Origin of the sequence: Staphylococcus sp. HMSC06C11, assembly GCF_001808345.1 — a bacterium.
Taxonomy (GTDB): Bacteria; Bacillota; Bacilli; order Staphylococcales; family Staphylococcaceae; genus Staphylococcus; species Staphylococcus capitis.
Map to the genome: position 1 here is coordinate 249,277 of NZ_KV793030.1, position 22,361 is coordinate 271,637.

Below are 22,361 nucleotides of genomic sequence, written 5' to 3' on the forward strand. Positions count from 1 at the left end.
TCTTTTAATATATCATTTACTCCATTAGTGTTAAAGTACACTTATTTTTAGTTGCATTTTACAAAATTTTTTAACTATACAAAAGATTGATAGCAATGTAACGAGTCTTTTTATGAAGTATTTTTCAAGAAAGCTGGTATAATAATAAACACTTATCGCATTTGGGTTGTACACAATCGAATGTAAATACCAAGATTAATTGAGGAAAGCGCAATGAAAAAGAAACATTTTATCATCACTATTGTAGCCATGATGATTCTTATATTAAGTGGTATATTAACAAAACATTATACCGCTCATAGTAAAACGGAGAGTATACTTACCCATCATTCACAGAAACAAATCGATCATATCGTTCACTCAGCAATGAATAATGGTAAGATACCTGGTGTCTCCGTGCTTATTGTTAAAGATAATAAAGTCTTTTTAAACAAAGGTTATGGTTATGCCAATGTGGATCAAAAAATGAAAGTGACCCCTCAAACAAAATTTGAAATTGCTTCAAATACGAAAGCTTTTACTGGATATGGGATTCTTCAACTTGCTGAAGAAGGTAAATTAAATTTAAATGATAAAGTATCAAAGTACATTCCAGACTTTTATATGACATATAACGATGAGAAAAAAGATATCACTATTAAACAATTGCTAGGACATACAAGTGGCATACCGAGTGATATTACTGAAGAGGATCATTATTCGGAAGATTATAATAGTCTGAAACATATCGTTGAATATGCTAAAGGGAAAGAATTGAATAATGCGCCTGGTGACAGCTTCGAATATTCAAATATGAATTATGATATCCTAGGTTTAATTATTCAAAACGTCTCACATCAATCTTATCAATCATATATTAAAGAACATATATTAGAGCCGTTACACATGCGACATACTAGTTTCAAAACTACAAGTAAAAAAGGTAAAAACGAAGCTACTGGCTATGAATTAGTAAGTGGTGAAGCTATAAAGACTACACCTGAATTTAATATTGGTGATACCCCATCAGCTTTTATGATGACGAGCACCAAAGACTTAGAAAATTGGGTTAAACAACAATTAAAACCTTCATCTAAAATGAATTCTATAATCAAACACTCACATCAAAAGATTTCAGAAACTGAAAATCAATCAGACGATGATGGTTATGCTGCAGGTTGGTTTATTAATTCGAGCAGCCACATTATTTCTCATCCAGGTACTCTTAATAATTTCTCGTCAGAAATTTTACTCAATCCTACTAAATCTTACGGAATTGTCGTGTTAGGAAATATGAATTCATCTCAAGTGGCAAATCTAGCTGAAAACTTAAGTTCACAAATTTTAAATAATGATCACTATACAACTATTGAACAAAAAATTGATGAGTCTAAAAGTTTTAATCATACGATAACTATTATAACCGGTCTTGGGGCATTTGTGTTTTTACTTCTGAGTTTAATACGACTTAATCACTTAAAACACCAACGTGTAATCTATGATAAAAGGAAAGTTCCATTTATAACATTCCTCCTGATCATCACATTATTTGTCATATTGAGTATTGTTATTTATTTACTTCCTTTGTTTATATTAGGAAATGTAAGTTGGACATTTGTATTATCATGGTTACCTGCACATGCGAAGTGGCTGTTAACGAGTGTTTACCTTTTCTTGTTAATGATGATGATATGGTTAGCCATTAATGTTTTGACACGTCATCCCAAAAGTTAAATATCAGATTTTAACACTTAAGCAATGAATCTTTACATTTAAGAATGATTGCACATTCTAAAGTTTCAATTTTGATACTTTTAGAGTGTGCAATTTTTTATATCTATAAATACTTTGTACGTAATTTTTTGTTAAAATTCAATTATATTGTTAGAGATAGAGATAAAAAGGAAGATGACTATGCACAAACGACTTGCTTTAATATTGTTAAGTTTAATAATATTTTTAGCCGGCTGTGATTACTCGAAAAAAGAGAATCAAACAGGCTTTTTCTATAATTTATTTGTTAAACCAATGGACAGCTTACTTCACTTTTTAGGCAGATTATTTAATGACAATTATGGTTTAGCTATTATTGTTATTGTTCTTATTGTACGATTTATATTACTACCTTTAATGGTAATTCAAGTGAAAAATATGCATATGATGCGTGAGAAAACGAATGTGGTAAAACCAGAATTAGATGCGATTAGAGAGAAAATCAAAAAGGCTGACACTCAAGAAGAACGTAATGCGGCTAATCAATTATTAATGAAGAAATATAAATCATATGGAATTAACCCTTTTAAAAATATGATTGGATGCTTTCCGGTAATTATTCAAATACCAATACTAATGGGGTTATACATGAGTTTGAAATATCCAACAAGTGATGGAATCACTAAGTATCCTCATTTCTTGTGGTTTAACTTAACTGAACCAAATTTAATTATGACAATTATCGCAGCTAGTATGTACTTTATTCAACCATTAGTCAATTCAATTCATTACCCTAAAGATCAAAGAAAAACATATTATGTAATTATGGTAGTTTCGCCGATATTCATTACATATGCTTCTTTAACTTCCGCTTCAGCACTTGGTCTATACTGGAGTATCAGTGCAGCATTCCTAATAGTTCAAATGCATCTTGCACACTCTTATTATGGGAAACAAGCTAAAAAAGAAGCAGCCAAACTTAAAGATCAATTAGAACTAAACCAAGCTAATAAAACAGAGTAATAATTTGAATTAATAAACCATATAAATAGCACTATTTAGAGCGTGAAGACATCTATACAGAAGACGAACTAAACACTCTAAATAGTGCATTTCTTTTATTCTATAGGATTCATACCATCTTTCCACGTTGAATAGATGAGTTTACCACCTTGTGCTTTGAATTTGTCATTCGTCACACCTCGTTCAAATGGTTGTGCGGGTTGTATTGTTATTTTTGGATTAACCTGTAATTGATTCTTATACCATTCAGCAAAATCAGAACCTTTTACAGGTTCATCGTCTGCTACATTGTAAATACCATTATCAAAATTAATCGCTTGAATAGACGTTTCTACAGCATCATCAAGATGCACAAATGATGTAACACCATCGCTTAATGTAACATCGCCGTCGATAAATTGGTTATAAATCATGCCATCTTTGCCATACCAAGTTCCTGGTCCATATAACCAACCAAAACGTAAAACAACATATTCTCCTAGACGTTTAGTTTCATTTTCAAGACCTTCTACGCCATCGACTGTGACTTTTCTATCTCCGGTAGAATTATAGTCTAAAGGCGTTTCTTCTGTAGCTAATCCTTCACCAGCTTCATAGGTAAAAGCAATGCTCTGCGCGATTACTTTTCTAACGTTATGCTTAATTGCAGCATCCATTAAATTTTTAGAACCATCAATTCTCACTTTAGTATTCGCACTCATATCTACATTTTTTAAATCAGTAATTTGATTGATAATGATTTCAGGTTTAAAAGCTTCTATAGCTGCATCAATTGTGTCGGCTTTAAGAATATCACCGACATAAGGTTGCACACCTGCATTTTCCAATTTCTGTTTACCATGTTCTGATGTAGTAAAACCTGCGACTTCATGTCCCTCTTCTTTAAGACGTTTTACTAATTTCGTGCCAATTAAACCTGTTGCTCCTGTTACAAATATTTTAGTCATTTTATTCACCTTTTCTTTCTATTTTTTTAAAATGAATTTCCTCAATAACTTTAACTTTATTTTAAAGCTGATCTAACGTAATCAATAGTATTCATCCAAACAATATGACCTAGTAATTCAGAAATACGTTCTTCTTTAGGTAACTCATCAATTTCAGGAGTTAAACCTACACGAGGTAACAAGTATTCATGAAATGCAATATTTATAGCTATGCCAAATAAACTCCCTCTTAAAACAGCTACTTTGGAATATCTTTCAGCAAGAATCGCATATGCGAACGCATGTGCAATTGAAAAGCCATAATGAATGCCCATCACAACTATTGGTATTTCATTTTGATTGTAGTTATAAGTAGCATGTTTAACCTTTTCAGGTAAGCCTAATTGATTTAATAATGTCATAGGTGGTGGCTCTTCTTCACGTTCAGGAGTTCTCGGCGGTACTAACGCTTCCCATCCCATTTTAATAGCTCCTCCAATGAAGCCTCCAACAAGGCCTGTAACCATGATTCTTTTACATGTACTAGACATCATAACATCTCCTTTTATACTCACTTTTGTGTTTACCCTTTTCAAAAAAGCTAAAGCATATTGTAAAAAAAGAAGTAGCACATCGATTAACTTCTTCATCATCTTATAAAAAAGTTAAAACAAATGTCCTACTTCATTATTTATTGTGCGTTTAACTGACTTTCCTTTGAATGAATCAGATTTGTCACAAATTCATTCACTGGAGCGGGTATATGATTTTCTTTGCCTAATCGTGCAACTGCACCATTAATATAGTCAATTTCAGTTTTACGATGATCTTTGATTAAATCTTGATACATAGAAGGATAGTGCGGACCTACCTTTTCATTCAAGTCTATTAGATATTCAAAAACTTCATCAACATTAAGGTGAACATGATCAGATGTTGCAACATGAACAATTTCTTGTGTTAATTTATAAATTAAATTTTTGGCATAGCTACTTTCATTTAAAGTGGCTAAGTTACACTCCAAGATACTGCACAATGCATTCGCTGTGCCGTTAACACAAATCTTCTTCCAAATTGATTGATGTAAATCTTCGCTTACGACTCCATTTAATTCACTTTGATTGAGGATATCTACGATAATTTTTACGTTATCGATCCCCTCTGGAACAAGACAACCAACTTCTACGGGACCGCTTCCCATAAGGTGAGTATGACCCGGAACGTCTATACCCGCTGTCCATGTAGTGACACCACGAACAATACGGGCATCTTCTACATAATTGCGAATGAGTCGTTCATGTTTTAACCCATTCATCGTACAAACCACAATGGTTTCTTTATGAATATGAGGTTTGATTGCATCTAACACTGACTCTAATTGCATAGATTTAGGAAATAAAAATATAACATCGTAAAGTTCATTTGACGGAATTTGTGAGAGACAATGCATAGGAATGTCAAAATGATATCCCTCACCATTAATATCAATATGTAAGCCTTCCTGTTGAATAGATGTGACTTGGGGTTCCCAACCATCTATAAGAGATACGTCATAACCATTTTGAAACAGTTTGGCTCCAAACCCACTTCCAAGTGCGCCAGAACCCGCAATTGCTATTTTCATTCCTTACATCCCCTTTATTAAGTGATATTATTTTTAAACTACTACTTAAAAGATAAAGCGTCAATGCACATTTGCTCTTTTTTCTAAATTTTCTGTTAATTTTTATTTTAGAAAATGGATGGCCAATACGCCATCCATGATTTTTATAAATTTGATTGTTTTTTCGGAACTAAGAACAAGATAGCTACTAGAGCGAGGAGTGCTACAATTGCGTTAAATATCACACCCATAAAACCACCGAGTGATAAATTTAATTGCGCAGCAAGCACACTATAAACTGTACTTGAAATAGCGACACCAAAGGCATTCCCTAAAGAAGAAGCCATTTTGTATACACCTGAAGCTACACCTACTTTTTCGTCTGGTGCTTGAGCAACAGCTGTATCTGTTGAAGGCGTCGCATAGATACCTAAACCAGTACCAAATAATAAATACCCTACAACACTCGCTGCGATGTACCATGCGTCAGGTAAAAATGTTAAAGAAAGTAGAATTAAACCTATAACTGTAAAACCACTTCCCATAAGTAGTGGTCGTTTAGGTCCTAATGCTTGTAAAATCTTTTCACCTACACGAATCATAATTAATACCGCTACTAAATATGTAAGTGAAATATAGCCTGTTTGTTGAGAATTAAAATCTAATTGCTGTTGATAATAAGTGTTAACCACAATTAACGTACCACCTGCAACACCATTTAACATAAAGTTTGAAACTGTTGCACCGGTATAGCCTTTATTTTTAAATAAATCAAAGTCAACAAGAGGATGTTTGATTCTATTCTCATACATAACGAATATGATGAGTGAGATAACGAAAACGGCAATTAAACCTAATATAAGTGGAGACATCAAGCCATAATTAGATGTTTGAGTAATAATAACATTAATACTTAACATACAAATCACTAAAATGATTAATCCAATAACATCAAATTTCTTAGGTTCCAGAGGTTTATTGCCGATAGGTTCAGCTTTCGTCTCGGGTGTATGTTTCATTAAAATCATTGCTAATATCGTCAAAATAATAGAGATAATAAAAATAGAACGCCAGCCAAAATTTGTCGCCATTAATCCACCAAATAATGTACAGACGCCACTACCACCCCATGAGCCAATAGACCAATAACTGAGCGCGCGTTGTCTAGCTGTGCCGATGTAATATTCATTAATAATCGCTAACGTCGCGGGCATTATACATGCAGCAGAAAGTCCTTGAACTGCACGACCAATAATTAATAGACTCGGTAATGGTGTAATAATGATAAGAATTGAACCAATGATATTTAATGCTAATCCAATATATGTAAGTTTAACGCGTCCAAATTTATCTGCGATATCGCCAGCACCAACAATAAATAAGCCAGAAAATAATGCAGATAAACTTACAGCAATATTTATCGTACCGATATCACTGTTATAAGATGATTGTAATGGGACAACCAAGTTAACCAGTGACTGTGCAAATAACCAAAACGTGATAACTCCTAATATAATCCCTAGTAAAAGGCGGTTATCTCCCCTAAATTCTTTTGAAGTATTCATCTATCATTTATTCCTCCTACTTGAATTAGAAACCCTAAATCTGAAAGACTAACTCACTTTAAATATATTTATTTATCTTAATTAACGAAAATACCCCTGATTATTTTTTCGTAATTTTACATTAAGAAACTTTATCACATTTAAATTTACTTTTTAAATGATACCAACAAATATGGTAAAATTTTTAAATTAAGTCTTATTATGTATAGTACCTTCTATCAAGAAATGACTTCTTATAATTTTTAGAAAATTTGTAAATATAGAAACTTATTCTACACTATTTACTTTAATATTTCCATACTATAATGTTTGAACTTATAGGTTTAAGATATGTAAGGGCTTAATTTATTGATTGAATTCTTGGAACTCACAAAAATAAGTCAAAAAAATATAATTTCCATGACAATTTATTTACGTTTTTAGTATTATTTCAATAGAATTACCCTTAAAAAATAAATACATATTACAATGTGTTTTATAGAAAGCAAAGGAGGAATTAAAGTTGTCAAACTCTAATTCAAATAAGGAAGATAATAAAAACCCCCAAGAGAAAACATATAATGTTTTTCAACAAGCCTTAACACTGGCAGTTATTTTATTAATTTCTAAAATAATCGAATCATTTATCCCGATTCCTATGCCAGCTTCAGTTATTGGTTTAGTATTATTATTCATCGCTCTATGCACTGGCATAGTCAAGTTAGGACAAGTTGAATCTGTAGGAACTGCTTTAACTAATAATATTAGTTTCCTTTTCGTTCCAGCTGGTATTTCAGTTATTAACTCATTACCAATCTTAAGTAAGAGTCCTGTTTTAATTATTTTATTAATTATTATTTCAACTATTTTATTACTTATTAGCACTGGTTTTGCTTCACAACTTTTAGTTACGAAATCACTTTTCCCATCTAAAGAAAAAAATGAAGAAACTAGTCAAATCGGAGGTTAAACAATGCTTGATCATTTAGGAATTCACACACCATACTTTGGAATATTACTTTCATTAATTCCTTTCGTAATTGCTACATACTTATATAAAAAAACAAATGGTTTCTTCTTATTGGCACCATTATTTGTCAGTATGGTTGTAGGAATAGTGTTTTTAAAGGTAACTGGCATTAGCTATCAAGATTACAAAATTGGTGGTAATATCATTAACTTCTTTTTAGAACCGGCTACTATTAGTTTTGCGATACCTTTATATAAAAAACGTGATGTATTAAAAAAATACTGGATTCAAATATTTGGTGGAATTGCCATAGGTACAGTCGTAGCACTTATTCTAATATACCTAGTTGCTAGATTATTCCAATTTGGTTCTCAGATTACAGCATCAATGCTACCTCAAGCAGCAACAACAGCAATCGCTTTACCTGTATCTGAAGGTATTGGCGGAGTAAAAGAATTAACTTCCTTGGCGGTTATTTTAAATGCAGTAGTTATTTCTGCACTAGGTGCTAAAATAGTTAAAATGTTTAGAATTTCAAACCCCATTGCGAGAGGATTAGCTTTAGGTACTAGTGGCCACACTCTGGGTGTAGCTGCTGCTAAAGATTTAGGTGAAACAGAAGAATCTATGGGAAGTATCGCCGTTGTTATTGTAGGCGTAATTGTCGTAGCTGTTGTACCTATTCTCGCACCAATCTTATTATAAATTTTTAAACTTTATAATATAAAAATAGAGCTACATTTCCTTATACTTTTAATAGGAAATGTAGCTCTTTATTATTAACAATTACAAATCACTGAATATTATCCTAATTTTTGAACTTGGTCTTCTTGTGACTGAGTTTTTTTATTTTTGCGAGTTGGATCTAAACGCTTCTCTAAAAAGCGTAATCCAATGTCAATAATTATAGCGATTAATGCAATAGGAATGGCACCAGCTAAAATGAATGTTGTTCCATCTGTAGAATTTGTACCACGAATGATAATATCCCCAAGTGTTGGCGCACCTATAAATGAACCAATCGCTACAATACCAATTGCTACTACAAGTGCGATTCTAATACCTCCAATAATCACAGATAATGATAAAGGAAGCTCAATCATTCTTAAAATTTGGTTGCCCGTCATGCCCATACCTTTACCCGCATCTTTAATGTTATCATCAACTTCTACGATACCTGTGTACGTATTTTTAATAATTGGTAGTAAAGAATATAAGAACACGGTCACAACAACAGTAGTTGGTCCTAGACCCATAGCTAACATTAGAATCGCTAGCATCGCAATGGCAGGTACTGTTTGGATAATGTTAGCAATCGTAATGATTGGCCATGATAAGCGTTTATATTTCGCTATAAAAATCCCAATGGGTATACCAATGATACAAGCGAATAACACTCCATAAACAGACATAAGTAAGTGTTTAAAGAAAAGTTCTAAAAGGAAGGCCCAGTTGAGTGAATAATACTCTAGGATTGAATGCAATAAATTGCCTTTCATTATTTTTGCCCTCCTTTCTCATCATCAAAATAATGATGTTTCTTCAAGTACTCTTCCGCAATCACGGCAGGTTCTTTGCCTTTACCATCCGCTTCATAATTTAATTTTTGCATTTCTTTAGTATTAATTTTACCTTGTAGTTTTTTCAATGCTTTATCAATTTTAGGATTATCTTTAATTAATTTCTCCGTAGCTAGAGGACTGCCATCATATGGTGGGAAGAATTTACGATCATCTTTTAAGATTTTTAAATCATAGGCTGCAATACGCCCATCTGTAGAATATCCTACTGCTACATCTAATTTTTTATTTTTAAGTGCATCATAAACTAAACCAATTTGCATTGGACGAGCACTATCAAATTTAAAGCCATAATCCTTAACGAATGCAGGATAGCCATCTCCTGCACGATTCATCCATTGCGTATCCATACCTAAACGCAATTTATCTTTATACTTTTTAAGATCTGATACTTTTTCTAAATGATATTTCTTAGCTGTTTCTTTAGTAACCATAAAAGCGTATGTGTTAGCAAACCCTAGAGAATCATAATATTTTTGATCATATTTCTTTTTAAATAAGCGTTGCGTTTCTGACATCGCCTTTTTAGGGTCCTTCGTCGGTTTAGCATCAAGTACACTTGTTAGTTCCGTACCTGTGTATCGAACTGACGACATATTCACATCTCCGCGTTGTAACGCATTATGCTGAATAATACTTGATCCTAAGTTACCAATTAAAGTTGGTTTGATTTTGCCATTTGTTTCATGCTCAATCATTAATTTTTCCATATTACCAATAATTTTTGTTTCACTTGTTTCAGTCGTCGTAATTTTTACATCATCTTTTGCATTGCCATCACCAAGGCCTGGCAAACTACACCCAGATAATACTAAGAGGGACAATGCAATGAGAATGACTGTATATTTCATATGTTTCTTCAAAGACGTTTCCTCCCTTTTTAATTATCTAGATACTTTGAGACCTTTAGGCACTGCCCACTTTTCAACTAATGAAAGTAAGAAGTCAACAATTAACGCTAAAAGTGTTACTAAAATAGCTGCACTTATAATCATTGGTGGTTGATAAAGATTTAAACCGTTAAATACCAAGTCACCTAATCCGCCAGCTCCGACATAACTTGCAAGAGTTGCCCAACTAATAACATACACACTTGAAAGTCGGATACCACTAATGATAAGAGGTAATGCAAGTGGTAATTCAACATCTTTCATTAATTGCATCTTCGTCATCCCCATACTTTGACCTGCTTGAATAACATTTTTATCAATATTTTTTACACCTAATACTGTATTATTCAAAATCGGTAGTAAAACATAGATAAATAAAGCTACAATAGCCGGTGTCTTACCTACACCAAAGATAGGAATCATAATTGCTAATACTGCAAGTGTTGGTATTGTTTGGAGTACACCTGCAATGGTTAATACAACATTAGCTGTGCGAGTCGTTTTAGAAAGTAAAATACCCAGTGGCACCGCTACAACAATTGCTATTAGTAAAGCAATAATTGAAATATAGAAATGCTCAATTGTTTTCGATATGAGTTGACCGCCGTATTCTTGAAAGAATGCTCTCATTATTGATCAACTCCCGTTTTCTGAGTATCATCAGGCTCATTAGCTCCTTTATGTGAGTCAGACTCTTGAGCTACGTTAGCCTCTTGCTCCTCTTGAACACGGTTGTGGGTAGGATGATTATTTAAATGAGATGTCCTTAAGCCCTCATCACTCTCACCCCAAATTGAATCGTAAACAATGTCCACTAAGTTTGCACGAGTAATTAAACCAATTAATTCATTATCATCACCCACTACCGGTACGTTTCTTACATTACGTTTAAGAATCGTACGCACTGAATCTTGTAATTTTGAATCAATATGTACCTTATAAATATCACGTTGCATCGTATCAATTAATTCTTTTTTTGCTCTTAAACCTTGATTTATATCTTCAATATCTAAGAAACCTAATAATTTATTATGATTATTCACGACAAAGATGGTATCCACTCGACGTTCTCTCATAATATTAACTGCATCATTTAATGAATCATCCGCCTGTACTGTTACAGGTTTAATCATCGCACCTTCTACCGTCTTCATATTCGGACGATCTTGTATTAAACGATTTTGACCGATAAAGTCTTTAACGAAGTCATTCGCAGGATTTCTTAATATATTATCTGGTGTATCATACTGCACAACTTGCCCTTTAGACATGATACAAATTTTATCTGCCAGCTTAATCGCCTCATCCATATCATGTGTAACAAAAATAAATGTTTTACCAAGCTTTTGTTGTAACTCTTTAACTAAGTCTTGTAACGTATCTCGAGTTATAGGATCAAGTGCACCAAATGGTTCATCCATTAAAATGATATCCTGTTCAGCAGCAAGTGCACGCACTACTCCAATACGTTGTTGCTGTCCACCTGACAATTCAGCTGGATAGCGATCTAAGTATTCTTCAGGTAAATCGACTAATTTAATTAATTCTTTTGCCTTACTATCTTTCTTCTCTTTAGACCATTTTAAAAGTTTAGGTACTAAAACAATGTTCTCTCGAATGGTCATATGTGGCATTAAACCGATTTGTTGAATGACGTAACCAATGCTACGGCGTAATTCTACTGGATTCATATTACGTACATCCTTACCATTCATCGTAATCTGACCGTCAGTCGCTTCAATCATACGATTAATCATACGTAATGCGGTCGTTTTACCACTACCACTTGTCCCAATAAAGGCGATAAATTCACCAGATTCAATATCCAAGGAAATATTATCAACTGCTTTTTTATTCCCTGAATAAATTTTGGTTAAGTTTTTAATACTTAACATAGTTTTGTTCCCCTTTCCAATTGTTAAAGTGACGAAGTTTCCTCAAATTTCAAAAAATAAAAGGCCTCAAGAGCAGTTGTTAAACAAATAGGTTCATAAGTTAAACAAGAGCACAGAGGCCTTTGCTTTTAAAATTTTGAATATGTAATATTTCACATAATTATGTTAGCAATCTGAATATCATACTAACACTAATATGTGCACACGTGAACTTCGGCAGTTATATAAGTCTATACCCTATATTAATTTATTAAACATCAGTCAACTTACAAAGTCATATTTTTCTATGTTAACTTTTTTATAAAATAGAGCCTAAATAAATATTTACCATCTAAAAGTTAAATTTCGATGAAAATACAAATCAAACCACAAAAATTTGTGAATTTTTTCACATAAATTTGCTTTAACCTATTGAAAACCTACCATAATAGTATTATTCTCAAAGTGTGATAAGAATTATTACACCAAATGAAAGACTAAAGATGTAGTTTCGATGTCAAATAAACAATTGAGGGGTTGTTAAATTATGAAAGCAGCAGTCTGGTATGGACAAAAAGATGTTCGTGTAGAGGACCGCGATCCAAGAGTATTAAAAGATGATGAAGTTCAAGTGAAAGTCTCATGGACAGGTATTTGTGGTACAGATTTACATGAATATTTAGAAGGACCTATTTTCATTTCAACAAATAAACCTGATCCGTTGTTAGGTCAAAAAGCACCTGTAACATTGGGTCATGAGTTTTCTGGCGTAGTTGAAAACGTTGGTAAAGATGTCACACGTTTCAAAAAAGGTGATCGAGTTGTCGTAAACCCAACTGTTTCTAAACGTGAAAAAGAAGAAAATGTTGATTTATATGATGGTTATTCATTTATAGGTTTAGGTTCAGATGGAGGGTTTGCAGAGTTTACTAACGCACCTGAAACAAACGTCTATCATTTACCTGACAATGTATCAGCACGTGAAGGCGCACTTGTTGAACCTACAGCTGTAGCTGTTCAAGCTGTTAAGGAAGGCGAATTATTATTCGGTGACACAGTTGCGGTATTTGGAGCTGGACCTATTGGTTTACTAACTGTTATAGCAGCTAAAGCAACTGGTGCAAGTAAAATCTTTGTCTTCGATTTATCTGAAGAACGTTTAAAAAAAGCAAGAAGCGTTGGAGCAACTCATACCTTTAACTCTGGAAATGTAGACCCAGTAAAAGCTGTATATGATAACACTGAAAATGGTGTAGATGTTTCATTCGAAGTAGCTGGTGTTGGTATTACATTACAACAATCTATTGAAGTGACACGTCCACGTGGTACTTCAGTTATCGTAGCTATTTTCGGTCATCCAGTAGAATTTAATCCTCTTCTTCAAATGAATAGAGGGGTTAAATTAACTACTACAATTGCCTATACACCAACAACTTTCCAACAAACAATCGATTTAATCGCTAATGGCAGTTTAAATGTTAAAGATGTAGTTACTGATGAAATTGAATTAGAAAATATAGTCGAAAGTGGTTTCAATCAACTTGTTAATGATAAATCGCAAGCTAAAATTTTAGTCCGTTTAAATGGTGATCAAAAATAATTCAACAATTAGAGTGAAATAAATAAGCGAACAGGGTGGAATCTGTTCGCTTTAAAGCTGTCGGCATGGCCTCTGACGATGTAGACAGTTTTTTATTTATGCTTAGAGAATAAAATCATGCGCCTGCTCTTTCTTTTCATCACTTATCTTGCATGCCTTTTCCATTTAAAATGTGCTCATAATACTTTTCAATGCGATTAATTCTAGTTTGACTACGTTTCGCTTGTGAGATGTAATATATGTACTGATGCTGACGACCTGGAGTCAGATTATCAAACGCCTCTTTAAATTGTGGATTTTTTGAGAATTTTTCCTCTAACTCTTCAGGCACTTCATAATCTTCGGTTTTCTTCATTTCAACTTTCTTACCTGCTTTTTCAGTTTGAATGGCTTCATTTATATAGAATAAAATCTCATCTTTTCGTTCTTTAATTTCGTCTAAACTTTCAAAACGCAATTGACGGGCTGCTTGAACTTTCTCAGTTTGTTGCACTAACGTATGATATTTATCCTCTAAGATAGCCCCTTTATGAAATAGTAGTGCTACATAATGTTTAAAACCATGAATAAGCACTACATTCTTATTATTTAATGTGTAACATGGGTGCATCCATTTATATGTTTCTTCAAGTTCAGTTTCTTCAAAAATTAACTTTCTCAAATATTTATAACACGCCTGCCATTGACTATCTTTTTGTAAAAATTGTTCAACCTTTTCATTTTTTTGTTTATTCATCATTAGCTACCCCCTTCAATCCTTTTATTAAATATTATTAGCTATTGTATAATTAATTTTCAGAAAAATCTAATTATGTAACGTTAATTAAAATTTTACAAAAACACAATTTGACTATTAATTAAACTCGCGTATAATTGTACCAGTAATTTGTTGAAAAATCTTTCAGCACATAAGAAGGAGTAAATATGGAAAATAAAAATAAATCAAAAAGTAGTAAGATTAACCTCTCGCAACTCGTCTTACTAGGGCTTGGTTCATTAATCGGTTCTGGTTGGTTATTCGGAGCATGGGAGGCATCTTCTATCGCTGGTCCAGCCGCCATTATTTCATGGATCATCGGTTTCATAGTTATTGGAACGATAGCTTATAACTATATTGAAATTGGGACAATGTTCCCACAATCAGGTGGCATGAGTAATTATGCTCAATACACACATGGATCACTACTTGGATTCATAGCAGCATGGGCTAACTGGGTTTCACTCGTAACAATTATTCCAATTGAAGCTGTTTCAGCTGTACAATATATGAGTTCGTGGCCTTGGGAATGGGCTAAACCTATGGGAGCTTTAATGAAAGACGGCTCAATCAGTACAATTGGTTTGTTCGCCGTTTACGTTATTATCGCAATATTCTCCCTTTTAAACTACTGGTCTGTCAAACTATTAACTTCTTTCACTAGTTTAATTTCAGTGTTTAAATTAGGAGTACCTTTATTAACTATTATTATGTTAATGATTTCTGGATTTGATACAAATAACTATGGTCACTCAGCAAGTGCATTTATGCCATATGGTAGTGCACCAATTTTCGCTGCAACGACTACATCAGGTATCATTTTCTCATTCAACGCATTCCAAACTATCATTAATATGGGATCTGAGATTAAAAATCCCGAGAAAAATATCGCTCGAGGTATTGCGATTTCACTTACATTAAGTGCAATCTTATACATTGTACTTCAAAGTACGTTTATTACATCAATGCCAAGTTCAATGATTCATGAACATGGTTGGAATGGAATTAATTTCAATTCACCTTTCGCAGATATGGCAATTTTATTAGGTATCAATTGGTTAGCAATTTTACTTTATGTTGAGGCTGTTGTTTCACCATTTGGTACAGGTGTATCATTCGTAGCTGTTACTGGCCGTGTGTTACGCGCTATGGAAAAGAATGGTCATATTCCTAAATTCTTAGGTAAAATGAATGAACAATATAATATTCCACGTGTAGCAATTGCATTTAACGCAATTATCAGTATGATTATGGTTACACTTTTCCGTGACTGGGGTACGTTAGCAGCTGTTATTTCTACAGCAACATTAGTAGCATATTTAACAGGCCCAACAACAGTTATTTCATTACGTAAAATGGCACCAAAAATGACACGTCCATTTAAAGCAAATATCTTAAAATTTATGGCGCCATTATCATTCGTACTTGCGTCACTAGCAATTTATTGGGCTATGTGGCCTACGACTGCAGAAGTTATTTTCATTATCATTTTAGGTTTACCAATTTATTTCTTCTATGAATATAAGATGAATTGGAAAAACACTAAAAAACAAATCGGCGGTAGTTTATGGATTATTATTTACTTAGTCGTACTCGCATTCTTATCATTCATCGGAAGTAAAGAATTCAAGGGTATGAACTGGATTCATTACCCATGGGATTTCTTAGTTATCGCAATTGTAGCTTTAATCTTCTATCAATTAGGTACAACAAGTTACTTCGAAAGTATTTACTTCAAACGTGCCAATAAATTAAACAAGAAGATGGGCGATAAATTAAGAAAACGTCGCAGAAAAGCAAGACGTAAAGACTGGAAAGAAAGAGATCGTCAAGAACAAAATAACTAACGCATAACTTATAGCGCTCGAGATAAATATCTCGAGCGTTTTTTTAATGGTATAGTTTAAATTAAGAGATTGATAAGGAGATGGGAATATGGTTAAAGTAAATATCAATGAAGGAACGGTTATTGGAACAAGTGACGGTCATATCGATACATTTCTAGGTATACCTTATGCCCAATCATTTAATTCTAAGACACGTTTTCAACATTCACAGTTATACAACATTGTCGATGAAATGATTGATGCCAAGAAAGCTAAACCTATCCCTCCCCAACCTTATAATTCACTTGAAGATTTCTTCTCAAATGGTGTTCAGACGTTTGAAACTTTTAAAAAAGATGAGAATTGTCTTTATCTTAATATTTGGCGAGCAAGTAATACCCCAAATTTAAAACCCGTGGTTATTTATTTCTATGGAGGAGGATTTACTCAAGGGCACGGAACAGCAGATTTATACAATCCCTATCATCTCGTAGAACAAGAAGATATTATTGTTATTACCTTCAATTATCGTTTAGGTGCTTTAGGTTATTTAGACTGGTCTTATTTCAATAATCATTATGATTACAATAATGGTATGTCTGATCAAATCAACCTTTTAAAATGGGTACACGATCATATTGCCTACTTCGGTGGTAATCCTCAAAACATAACGTTGATGGGTCAATCTGCGGGAAGTATGAGCATAATGGCACTCATGCAAATACCAGAATTAGACCAGTATTATCACAAAGTGATGTTGCTCAGTGGCACATTACATAGTGATTCTCCTCTAACTGCAAATAATAAGGCGCAACAATTTGAATCTTTAGTTCACAAGCATTATCCTGATAAATCAATTGAATCATTAACTAGTAATGAAATTTTAGATTTAATGAGATTACATAAAGTAGAACGAGGGCCATCGAGAAGTCTTGATTTGATTTATCAACCTATCCAAAGCCCTGAAATGACACGATCTGTAACTGCATTTTCAAAACCAGTATTCGTTGGTTTCACGAATTCTGAGGGAGATATTTATATAGAGAATGATTCACGGAAACTGTCACCATTGCGCTTTAAAGAAATCATGCGCTTATTCGATATTCCCATTTTAGAAGAAGTTCAAAATGCACAACAACAAAGAGAAGTAATAACGACATCTTATTTTAAAAATATGGCATTGAACTTTCTACAATCTACACATTCTCAACATAAATGGTTAGCACGTTTCGACTGGTGTAAACCTAAAAGCATTCATTTTAAATCTGCTTACCATATTCTCGATATGATATTTTGGTTTGGCAACTTAAATATTTTATCAGCAAATAATTATCATTATACGCAATCAGATATTCAATTAAGTCATGACATGATGGCAGATTTAGGTCACTTTGTAAGATACAATAAAATGCCTTGGTCTAAATACCATAAAGATACTGAATACTTTCATATATATAAATAAACCTGAAACGCTCATCCACTAACATGAGCGATTCAGGTTTTAATTTTTAGCGTAATGAATGTTCTTTAAAGTTAAAACAACAATAAGTCCGAGTAAGCCAATTATAGCACTTGTATAGGTTATGGCTTGAACATTAATATGAGATATCACTAACCCTCCAACAATGCCACCAAAACCAATACCGGCGTTCAGACATGACATATTCCAACTCATTACTTGGCTTGTATCACCTTCAACGTGTTCTATAATCCCACTTTGAATCGCAGGGTTCGTACTCCATTGCATAATATTCCATACAAACAACCCAATAAGTAGAATAACAGTTCCTGCAAGTAATAGGTTTAACACAAGCATCATGATAATGAAGATTGATACTGATATCATCAACCAACGCTTACTTGTAATTTTATCTGCAAAGACTCCCCCAAGTGATGTTCCGATTACTCCAGCAACACCGTTGATTAACAATGCTAGAGATACAAAAGATAACTCGTGTCCCTTTGACAAAATTAATGGGTTAATATACACAAAAGTGACTGAGTTTGCTACTAAAACTAAGAAAGTGATAATTAAATATTTTACGATTTCCATAGGACGTAAGATACGTGAAGGTATTTCGGAATCATGGTCCGATGAATGATTAGAACGATTGGCATGTGCTAATTCGCTTTCTTTAGGAAGATAGATAATCATCAATATACCTACTAGAACACTAACTGCCATAATAAATAGAAATGTAAAGCGCCAACCAACCCAATCACCTATCATTGTTCCAATAGGGACACCAAATACGTTAGCACCACTAAATCCTGTATACACAACACCTATCATCTTACCTCTATTCTTCGGTTTCGTTAACATTGCAGTTAGGGCTAAGACCTTAACAATGATTAATGATGCTGCAGCTGACGATAGTATACGTCCTATAACTAAAATAGTGAAATTCGGTGCAATTGCGATGATTCCGTTACCAATGATAAAGGTGAATAACGTCCATAATAAAACTGGTCGTACAGCAAATCGATTCGTTAATTTAACTAAAATCGGACCACAAATTGCAAATGTTAATGCGTACATTGTAACCAGCTGACCTATAACCGCTTCGGAAACATTAAGATCATGGCTCATTAAATTCATAATACCAGCTACCATCATCTCCACCATTCCCACGATAAACACACTCAATATAAAAGTGGCAATACGCACGATAGACATAAATAAACTCCTTTCTTTTAAAACTAAATTGTATCGCAAAGGTTTGTAGCAAAAATAAAACAGCTACAAACGCTGTAATGTTCATAACTGTTTCATTATATAATAAGAAATTATGTTTTGTGTAGAATGGATTTAGATATTATTCGTCCCCTACTACATCTGAGTTTCGCGCTATCAACTGATGTCTAGCGTTAAAGAATTGGCCATAACTCATGTAAGTTGCAATTAATGCTGACATAATCGTTGCTGTCGTATGAATAAAGACTACTAATAGTTGGAATTTAATGGCTTGTAATGGAGGTACCCCACCAATAATTAAGCCAGTCATCATCCCAGGAATAGATACAAGTCCATACGTTTTCACAGAGTCAATAGTTGGTACAATGGCCAAACGGATACTCTCTCTAATAGAAGACTTTGATGCCATCTTCGGAGTTGCCGAGAGCGTTAATTTAGATTCAATACCTGAAATGTCCTGAACAAATGACCGATCTAAGTTTTGATAAGCTAAGTTAATGGCAATCAAGCCATTATTCGCCAACATCCCACCAATTGGAATAACTTCATTCGCAGTAAATTTTATCGCTCCGGTAGCTAAAGTGCCTGCTAATGGTAATGCTGTACCGATAAATATAGCTACGAATGAAATCCAGAATACATGATGCATCACTGGTGAAGCACGACTTATAGTATTCCATGATGCATTAATAATAATCACTAGCACACATAGCATGAGTAGCCATTTTTCATTAATTTTAAAAATGTAATGTAGCAAGAATCCTAAAATAAGTAATTGTATTGCAGCTCGTATCGTTGCCACTACTAAATCTTTAATGATATGTAAACCTTCTTTATATGAAATAAAGATTGGAATCAATAATAGTAGTGCTGTTAAACATAATGCTGTATTACTCATCACTATTCAACTCCTCGTCCTTGGTGATTTTACCGTCAGTAATGGTGATTCTTCTTTTAAAATGTCTCATACTCTGATCATCACTATGAGTAATCCAAAGAATGGCTACGCCTTTTTTAGCAAAATCAAAGATAATATTTTCAATATTTTCTTTGTTCTTAGTATCTAGTGCACTTGTCGATTCATCCAATAGTAACACTTCTGGCTCATACATTAATTGACGTGCAATCGTAATTCTTTGACGTTCCCCACCAGACATATGTTCAATTTCAGCATCTAAGTCATAATCTCCCAGTCCGACTTGTTTAATAAGTTGTTTTGCTTTTTCCCTATCAAACTTATCCCCTCTTGCCTCACAAGGGAATTTCATATTATGTTCAATCGTTGAACCTATTAAGCCACTTTGTTGCATAAGATAACTTACACGTGATCTTAATTCTTCTGGCGAATAGTCATTGTAATTTTTGCCATCTAGATATAGCTCACCTTCAGTAGGACTAATTAAATTATTAAGTTGCTTAAATAAGGTGCTCTTTCCACTTCCAGATGGCCCTATAACTGCTATGGTATCCCCTTTTTCAATATTTAAATTGATGTTGTTTAATATTGTACGTTTATCCGCTTCATATGTAAGATTCTCAACTTTTAATAGCAAGACTAACGCTCCTTTCTATGAAACTATTGTTGTTTATATTCCCTATTTTAAGTTTTATATTAACATTAAATAAATATTTATATTTTCTGAATATTATATTTATCATTAAACAAAAAATGAGTACACACTCACAAATGTGTACTCATTTACATTATAAACCCATTACCATTATTAGAAATGAAACAGCATTGTTTATAGTATGCATCGTAATGGTAGCTGCTAAATTTCTACCAGTTTTGTGATAAACAAAAACGATCATGGACGCGATGATAATATAGGGTCCTATTTCAAATGGTGATTTAGCACCCACACAATGTAAGCTAGCAAATATAAGTATCGAGACTATATACATGAGCCCGTAAGTTAATTTTTTACCTAATTCATGAATAATCAAATGTCTAAATATTAGCTCTTCAACAAAAGGTGTGAGTATAACAATATCTAAAAAAAGAAATGGCACTAACCATCCATGTGTAAACATTTTCGCTATATCTTTATTATTTTCAGTATCATTAAATTGAAACTTTTCCGGTAAAAACTGCATTAAAATCTGATAAAAAGATTCAAATACATAAATCATGATGATAGATCCTATAATTAATATAATATGTTTCTTAAGTGCTTTGAATCGTGATATAGCTATAGGTTTAATGTTGTTTTTATGCATGAGATAAAACACAATTAGTAAAATGAATGCTCCAATTACACTTCCAATGGTTGCAGCATCCATATAATAATCTTCAAATATTTTCTTTGACATGTTACCTACTATTGCATAACCAATGTAGGCACCAATAATTCCACATATAATAGGTATCGCTGTTAAGTTTAATATATAAATTGGAATTAACCAGAAGTCTCTCTTCACTATTTTCTTCGAATCAAATTCGTTCATAACTGGTGTATTTGTTTGTTGATGTATTTCATGTGATTCGTTGCTCATTGAATACTCCTTTATTTAATAACTTTAAAAGATATACACTTTACTCAATATCTCTAAAAATATGAAGCATTGCACACCTACTTGGTAAAGATAGGCTACTGCTAAATTTTGACCTGTTCTAATGTATAAATAAGTTGCACCACTCGCAATAAGTAAATACGGAATTATTTCGAAAATAGAAGCCATGTCATACGTATGTACTATAGATTCGATAACAATTGATATCACAATCATTATTTTCTTGTTCCATTTCTTACCTAACTCATGAATAATGATGTGTCTATAGATAAGTTGTTCAATCATAGGGCGTAAAATTACCATTGATATAAACGTAAAGCATAAGGCGATTGGGTGTAGAAATAATCCTTCCACTCGCCGTTCATATTGTGTTACACCAAATCTTAATGAGGCAGGTAGCCACTGAACAAGCCACTCAATAAGTAACATTAGCACAAATGTAATTATAACTACAATAAGTATTTGACGTACATACTTTTTAGCGTTTTTAAACTGTTTCCTTGCGACACTGGCAATATAAAACTTATGTAAGGCAAAAAACAGCATGAGCACTAAACCTTGTGCCAGAACAAAGCTTATACTTAATGAAAGGTTGTAAAACCAGTCAGGTGGTGCATGCTGTGTAATCATTGCAGTAATACCTAGTATTCCAAAAACAACGATGATAGGTATTATACTTTGAAAAAATATGTATGCTGGTATAAGTAGAATGTCTTTTTTAACAACCTTTTTACTGTTCCATAAAGGGATATGTCGTTTTTTCTCTATTGATTGTGTCTCTCTATTCATAGCTCACCTCTTATTACCTATCACTTAAACATTATCACTAAAGTACATAAATGTAATAATTTAATTGAAATTTTAAAA

Annotated in this window: 21 protein-coding genes; 7 read left to right on the forward strand and 14 right to left on the reverse strand. The window is 33.1% G+C overall.

From position 1 onward, the window contains the following. Window positions 1–213: 213 nt before the first annotated feature. Together HMPREF3154_RS01285 and yidC are read left to right on the forward strand one after the other, a co-directional pair. Window positions 214–1,713 carry a serine hydrolase domain-containing protein gene (locus HMPREF3154_RS01285; protein WP_023351183.1) on the forward strand — a complete coding sequence of 500 codons (1,500 nt, stop codon included), beginning with the start codon at window positions 214–216 and terminating at the stop codon, window positions 1,711–1,713. A 180-nt stretch (window positions 1,714–1,893) separates the two neighbouring features. After that, a complete protein-coding gene (gene yidC / locus HMPREF3154_RS01290) occupies window positions 1,894–2,715 on the forward strand; it encodes a membrane protein insertase YidC (protein WP_002432847.1) in 822 nt (273 codons plus the stop codon). A 95-nt stretch (window positions 2,716–2,810) separates the two neighbouring features. Here yidC and HMPREF3154_RS01295 read toward each other — a convergent pair whose 3' ends face one another. The 4 genes from HMPREF3154_RS01295 to HMPREF3154_RS01310 all read right to left on the reverse strand — a co-directional run bounded on the left by HMPREF3154_RS01295 (window position 2,811) and on the right by HMPREF3154_RS01310 (window position 6,809). Further along, window positions 2,811–3,662 (reverse strand): NAD-dependent epimerase/dehydratase family protein, encoded by an 852-nt coding sequence (locus HMPREF3154_RS01295; protein ID WP_023351181.1) that lies wholly within the window; start codon window positions 3,660–3,662, stop codon window positions 2,811–2,813. Between the two features lie 56 nt (window positions 3,663–3,718). Continuing rightward, a complete protein-coding gene (locus HMPREF3154_RS01300; RefSeq protein ID WP_030063323.1) occupies window positions 3,719–4,192 on the reverse strand; it encodes a DUF1440 domain-containing protein in 474 nt (157 codons plus the stop codon). A 140-nt stretch (window positions 4,193–4,332) separates the two neighbouring features. Then, window positions 4,333–5,265, reverse strand: a complete 933-nt coding sequence (locus tag HMPREF3154_RS01305) for a 2-dehydropantoate 2-reductase (protein WP_002453949.1) — start codon at window positions 5,263–5,265, stop codon at window positions 4,333–4,335. A 143-nt stretch (window positions 5,266–5,408) separates the two neighbouring features. Further along, a complete protein-coding gene (locus tag HMPREF3154_RS01310; RefSeq protein ID WP_030063319.1) occupies window positions 5,409–6,809 on the reverse strand; it encodes an MFS transporter in 1,401 nt (466 codons plus the stop codon). 502 nt (window positions 6,810–7,311) lie between these two features. On the opposite strand from HMPREF3154_RS01310, the gene lrgA reads away from it, so the two are divergent. Next, window positions 7,312–7,758, forward strand: a complete 447-nt coding sequence (gene lrgA, locus HMPREF3154_RS01315) for an antiholin-like murein hydrolase modulator LrgA (RefSeq protein ID WP_002432718.1) — start codon at window positions 7,312–7,314, stop codon at window positions 7,756–7,758. Window positions 7,759–7,761: 3 nt separating this feature from the next. Beyond that, entirely contained in the window at window positions 7,762–8,463 is a 702-nt protein-coding gene (lrgB, locus tag HMPREF3154_RS01320) for an antiholin-like protein LrgB (protein WP_002453952.1), read from the forward strand. 98 nt (window positions 8,464–8,561) lie between these two features. Here lrgB and HMPREF3154_RS01325 read toward each other — a convergent pair whose 3' ends face one another. From HMPREF3154_RS01325 to HMPREF3154_RS01340, 4 genes are read right to left on the reverse strand one after another with little or no spacing between them, the layout of a single operon-like run. After that, on the reverse strand, window positions 8,562–9,257 hold the full coding sequence (locus HMPREF3154_RS01325; protein WP_023351178.1) for an ABC transporter permease: 696 nt from the start codon (window positions 9,255–9,257) through the stop codon (window positions 8,562–8,564). Continuing rightward, window positions 9,257–10,201, reverse strand: a complete 945-nt coding sequence (locus tag HMPREF3154_RS01330) for an osmoprotectant ABC transporter substrate-binding protein (protein WP_002432629.1) — start codon at window positions 10,199–10,201, stop codon at window positions 9,257–9,259. The genes HMPREF3154_RS01325 and HMPREF3154_RS01330 overlap by 1 nt, the downstream gene beginning before the upstream one ends. Window positions 10,202–10,222: 21 nt before the next feature. Then, window positions 10,223–10,858, reverse strand: a complete 636-nt coding sequence (locus HMPREF3154_RS01335) for an ABC transporter permease (protein WP_002432732.1) — start codon at window positions 10,856–10,858, stop codon at window positions 10,223–10,225. After that, complete coding sequence (locus HMPREF3154_RS01340) at window positions 10,858–12,123, reverse strand: betaine/proline/choline family ABC transporter ATP-binding protein (protein ID WP_023351176.1); 1,266 nt, start codon at window positions 12,121–12,123, stop codon at window positions 10,858–10,860. The genes HMPREF3154_RS01335 and HMPREF3154_RS01340 overlap by 1 nt, the downstream gene beginning before the upstream one ends. Window positions 12,124–12,649: 526 nt before the next feature. Here HMPREF3154_RS01340 and HMPREF3154_RS01345 point away from each other — a divergent pair. After that, window positions 12,650–13,702 (forward strand): 2,3-butanediol dehydrogenase, encoded by a 1,053-nt coding sequence (locus HMPREF3154_RS01345; RefSeq protein WP_070474235.1) that lies wholly within the window; start codon window positions 12,650–12,652, stop codon window positions 13,700–13,702. Between the two features lie 139 nt (window positions 13,703–13,841). Here the strand turns inward: HMPREF3154_RS01345 and HMPREF3154_RS01350 are convergent, their stop codons facing one another. Beyond that, window positions 13,842–14,441: a YdeI/OmpD-associated family protein gene (locus HMPREF3154_RS01350; protein WP_023351174.1), complete on the reverse strand. Its 600-nt coding sequence runs from the start codon at window positions 14,439–14,441 to the stop codon at window positions 13,842–13,844. Between the two features lie 185 nt (window positions 14,442–14,626). Here HMPREF3154_RS01350 and HMPREF3154_RS01355 point away from each other — a divergent pair, with 185 nt between their 5' ends. Both HMPREF3154_RS01355 and HMPREF3154_RS01360 read left to right on the forward strand, forming a co-directional pair. Beyond that, the gene (locus HMPREF3154_RS01355; protein ID WP_002469890.1) at window positions 14,627–16,306 is read left to right on the forward strand and encodes an APC family permease; all 1,680 of its coding nucleotides are present in this window, start codon (window positions 14,627–14,629) and stop codon (window positions 16,304–16,306) included. 88 nt (window positions 16,307–16,394) lie between these two features. Next, window positions 16,395–17,747, forward strand: coding sequence for a carboxylesterase family protein (locus HMPREF3154_RS01360; RefSeq protein ID WP_030063313.1), 1,353 nt, complete (start codon window positions 16,395–16,397; stop codon window positions 17,745–17,747). 39 nt (window positions 17,748–17,786) lie between these two features. Here HMPREF3154_RS01360 and HMPREF3154_RS01365 read toward each other — a convergent pair whose 3' ends face one another. The 5 genes from HMPREF3154_RS01365 to lnsB form a co-directional block, all read right to left on the reverse strand. Continuing rightward, on the reverse strand, window positions 17,787–18,962 hold the full coding sequence (locus HMPREF3154_RS01365; RefSeq protein WP_023351172.1) for an MFS transporter: 1,176 nt from the start codon (window positions 18,960–18,962) through the stop codon (window positions 17,787–17,789). Between the two features lie 139 nt (window positions 18,963–19,101). Beyond that, window positions 19,102–19,878, reverse strand: coding sequence for an ABC transporter permease (gene fetB / locus HMPREF3154_RS01370; RefSeq protein ID WP_002432324.1), 777 nt, complete (start codon window positions 19,876–19,878; stop codon window positions 19,102–19,104). Beyond that, a complete protein-coding gene (locus HMPREF3154_RS01375) occupies window positions 19,871–20,533 on the reverse strand; it encodes an ABC transporter ATP-binding protein (RefSeq protein WP_023351170.1) in 663 nt (220 codons plus the stop codon). The genes fetB and HMPREF3154_RS01375 overlap by 8 nt, the downstream gene beginning before the upstream one ends. 151 nt (window positions 20,534–20,684) lie before the next feature. Then, a complete protein-coding gene (locus tag HMPREF3154_RS01380) occupies window positions 20,685–21,476 on the reverse strand; it encodes a CPBP family intramembrane glutamic endopeptidase (protein WP_023351169.1) in 792 nt (263 codons plus the stop codon). Between the two features lie 24 nt (window positions 21,477–21,500). After that, a complete protein-coding gene (gene lnsB / locus HMPREF3154_RS01385; RefSeq protein ID WP_023351168.1) occupies window positions 21,501–22,283 on the reverse strand; it encodes a CPBP family lipoprotein N-acylation protein LnsB in 783 nt (260 codons plus the stop codon). Window positions 22,284–22,361 lie beyond the last annotated feature (78 nt).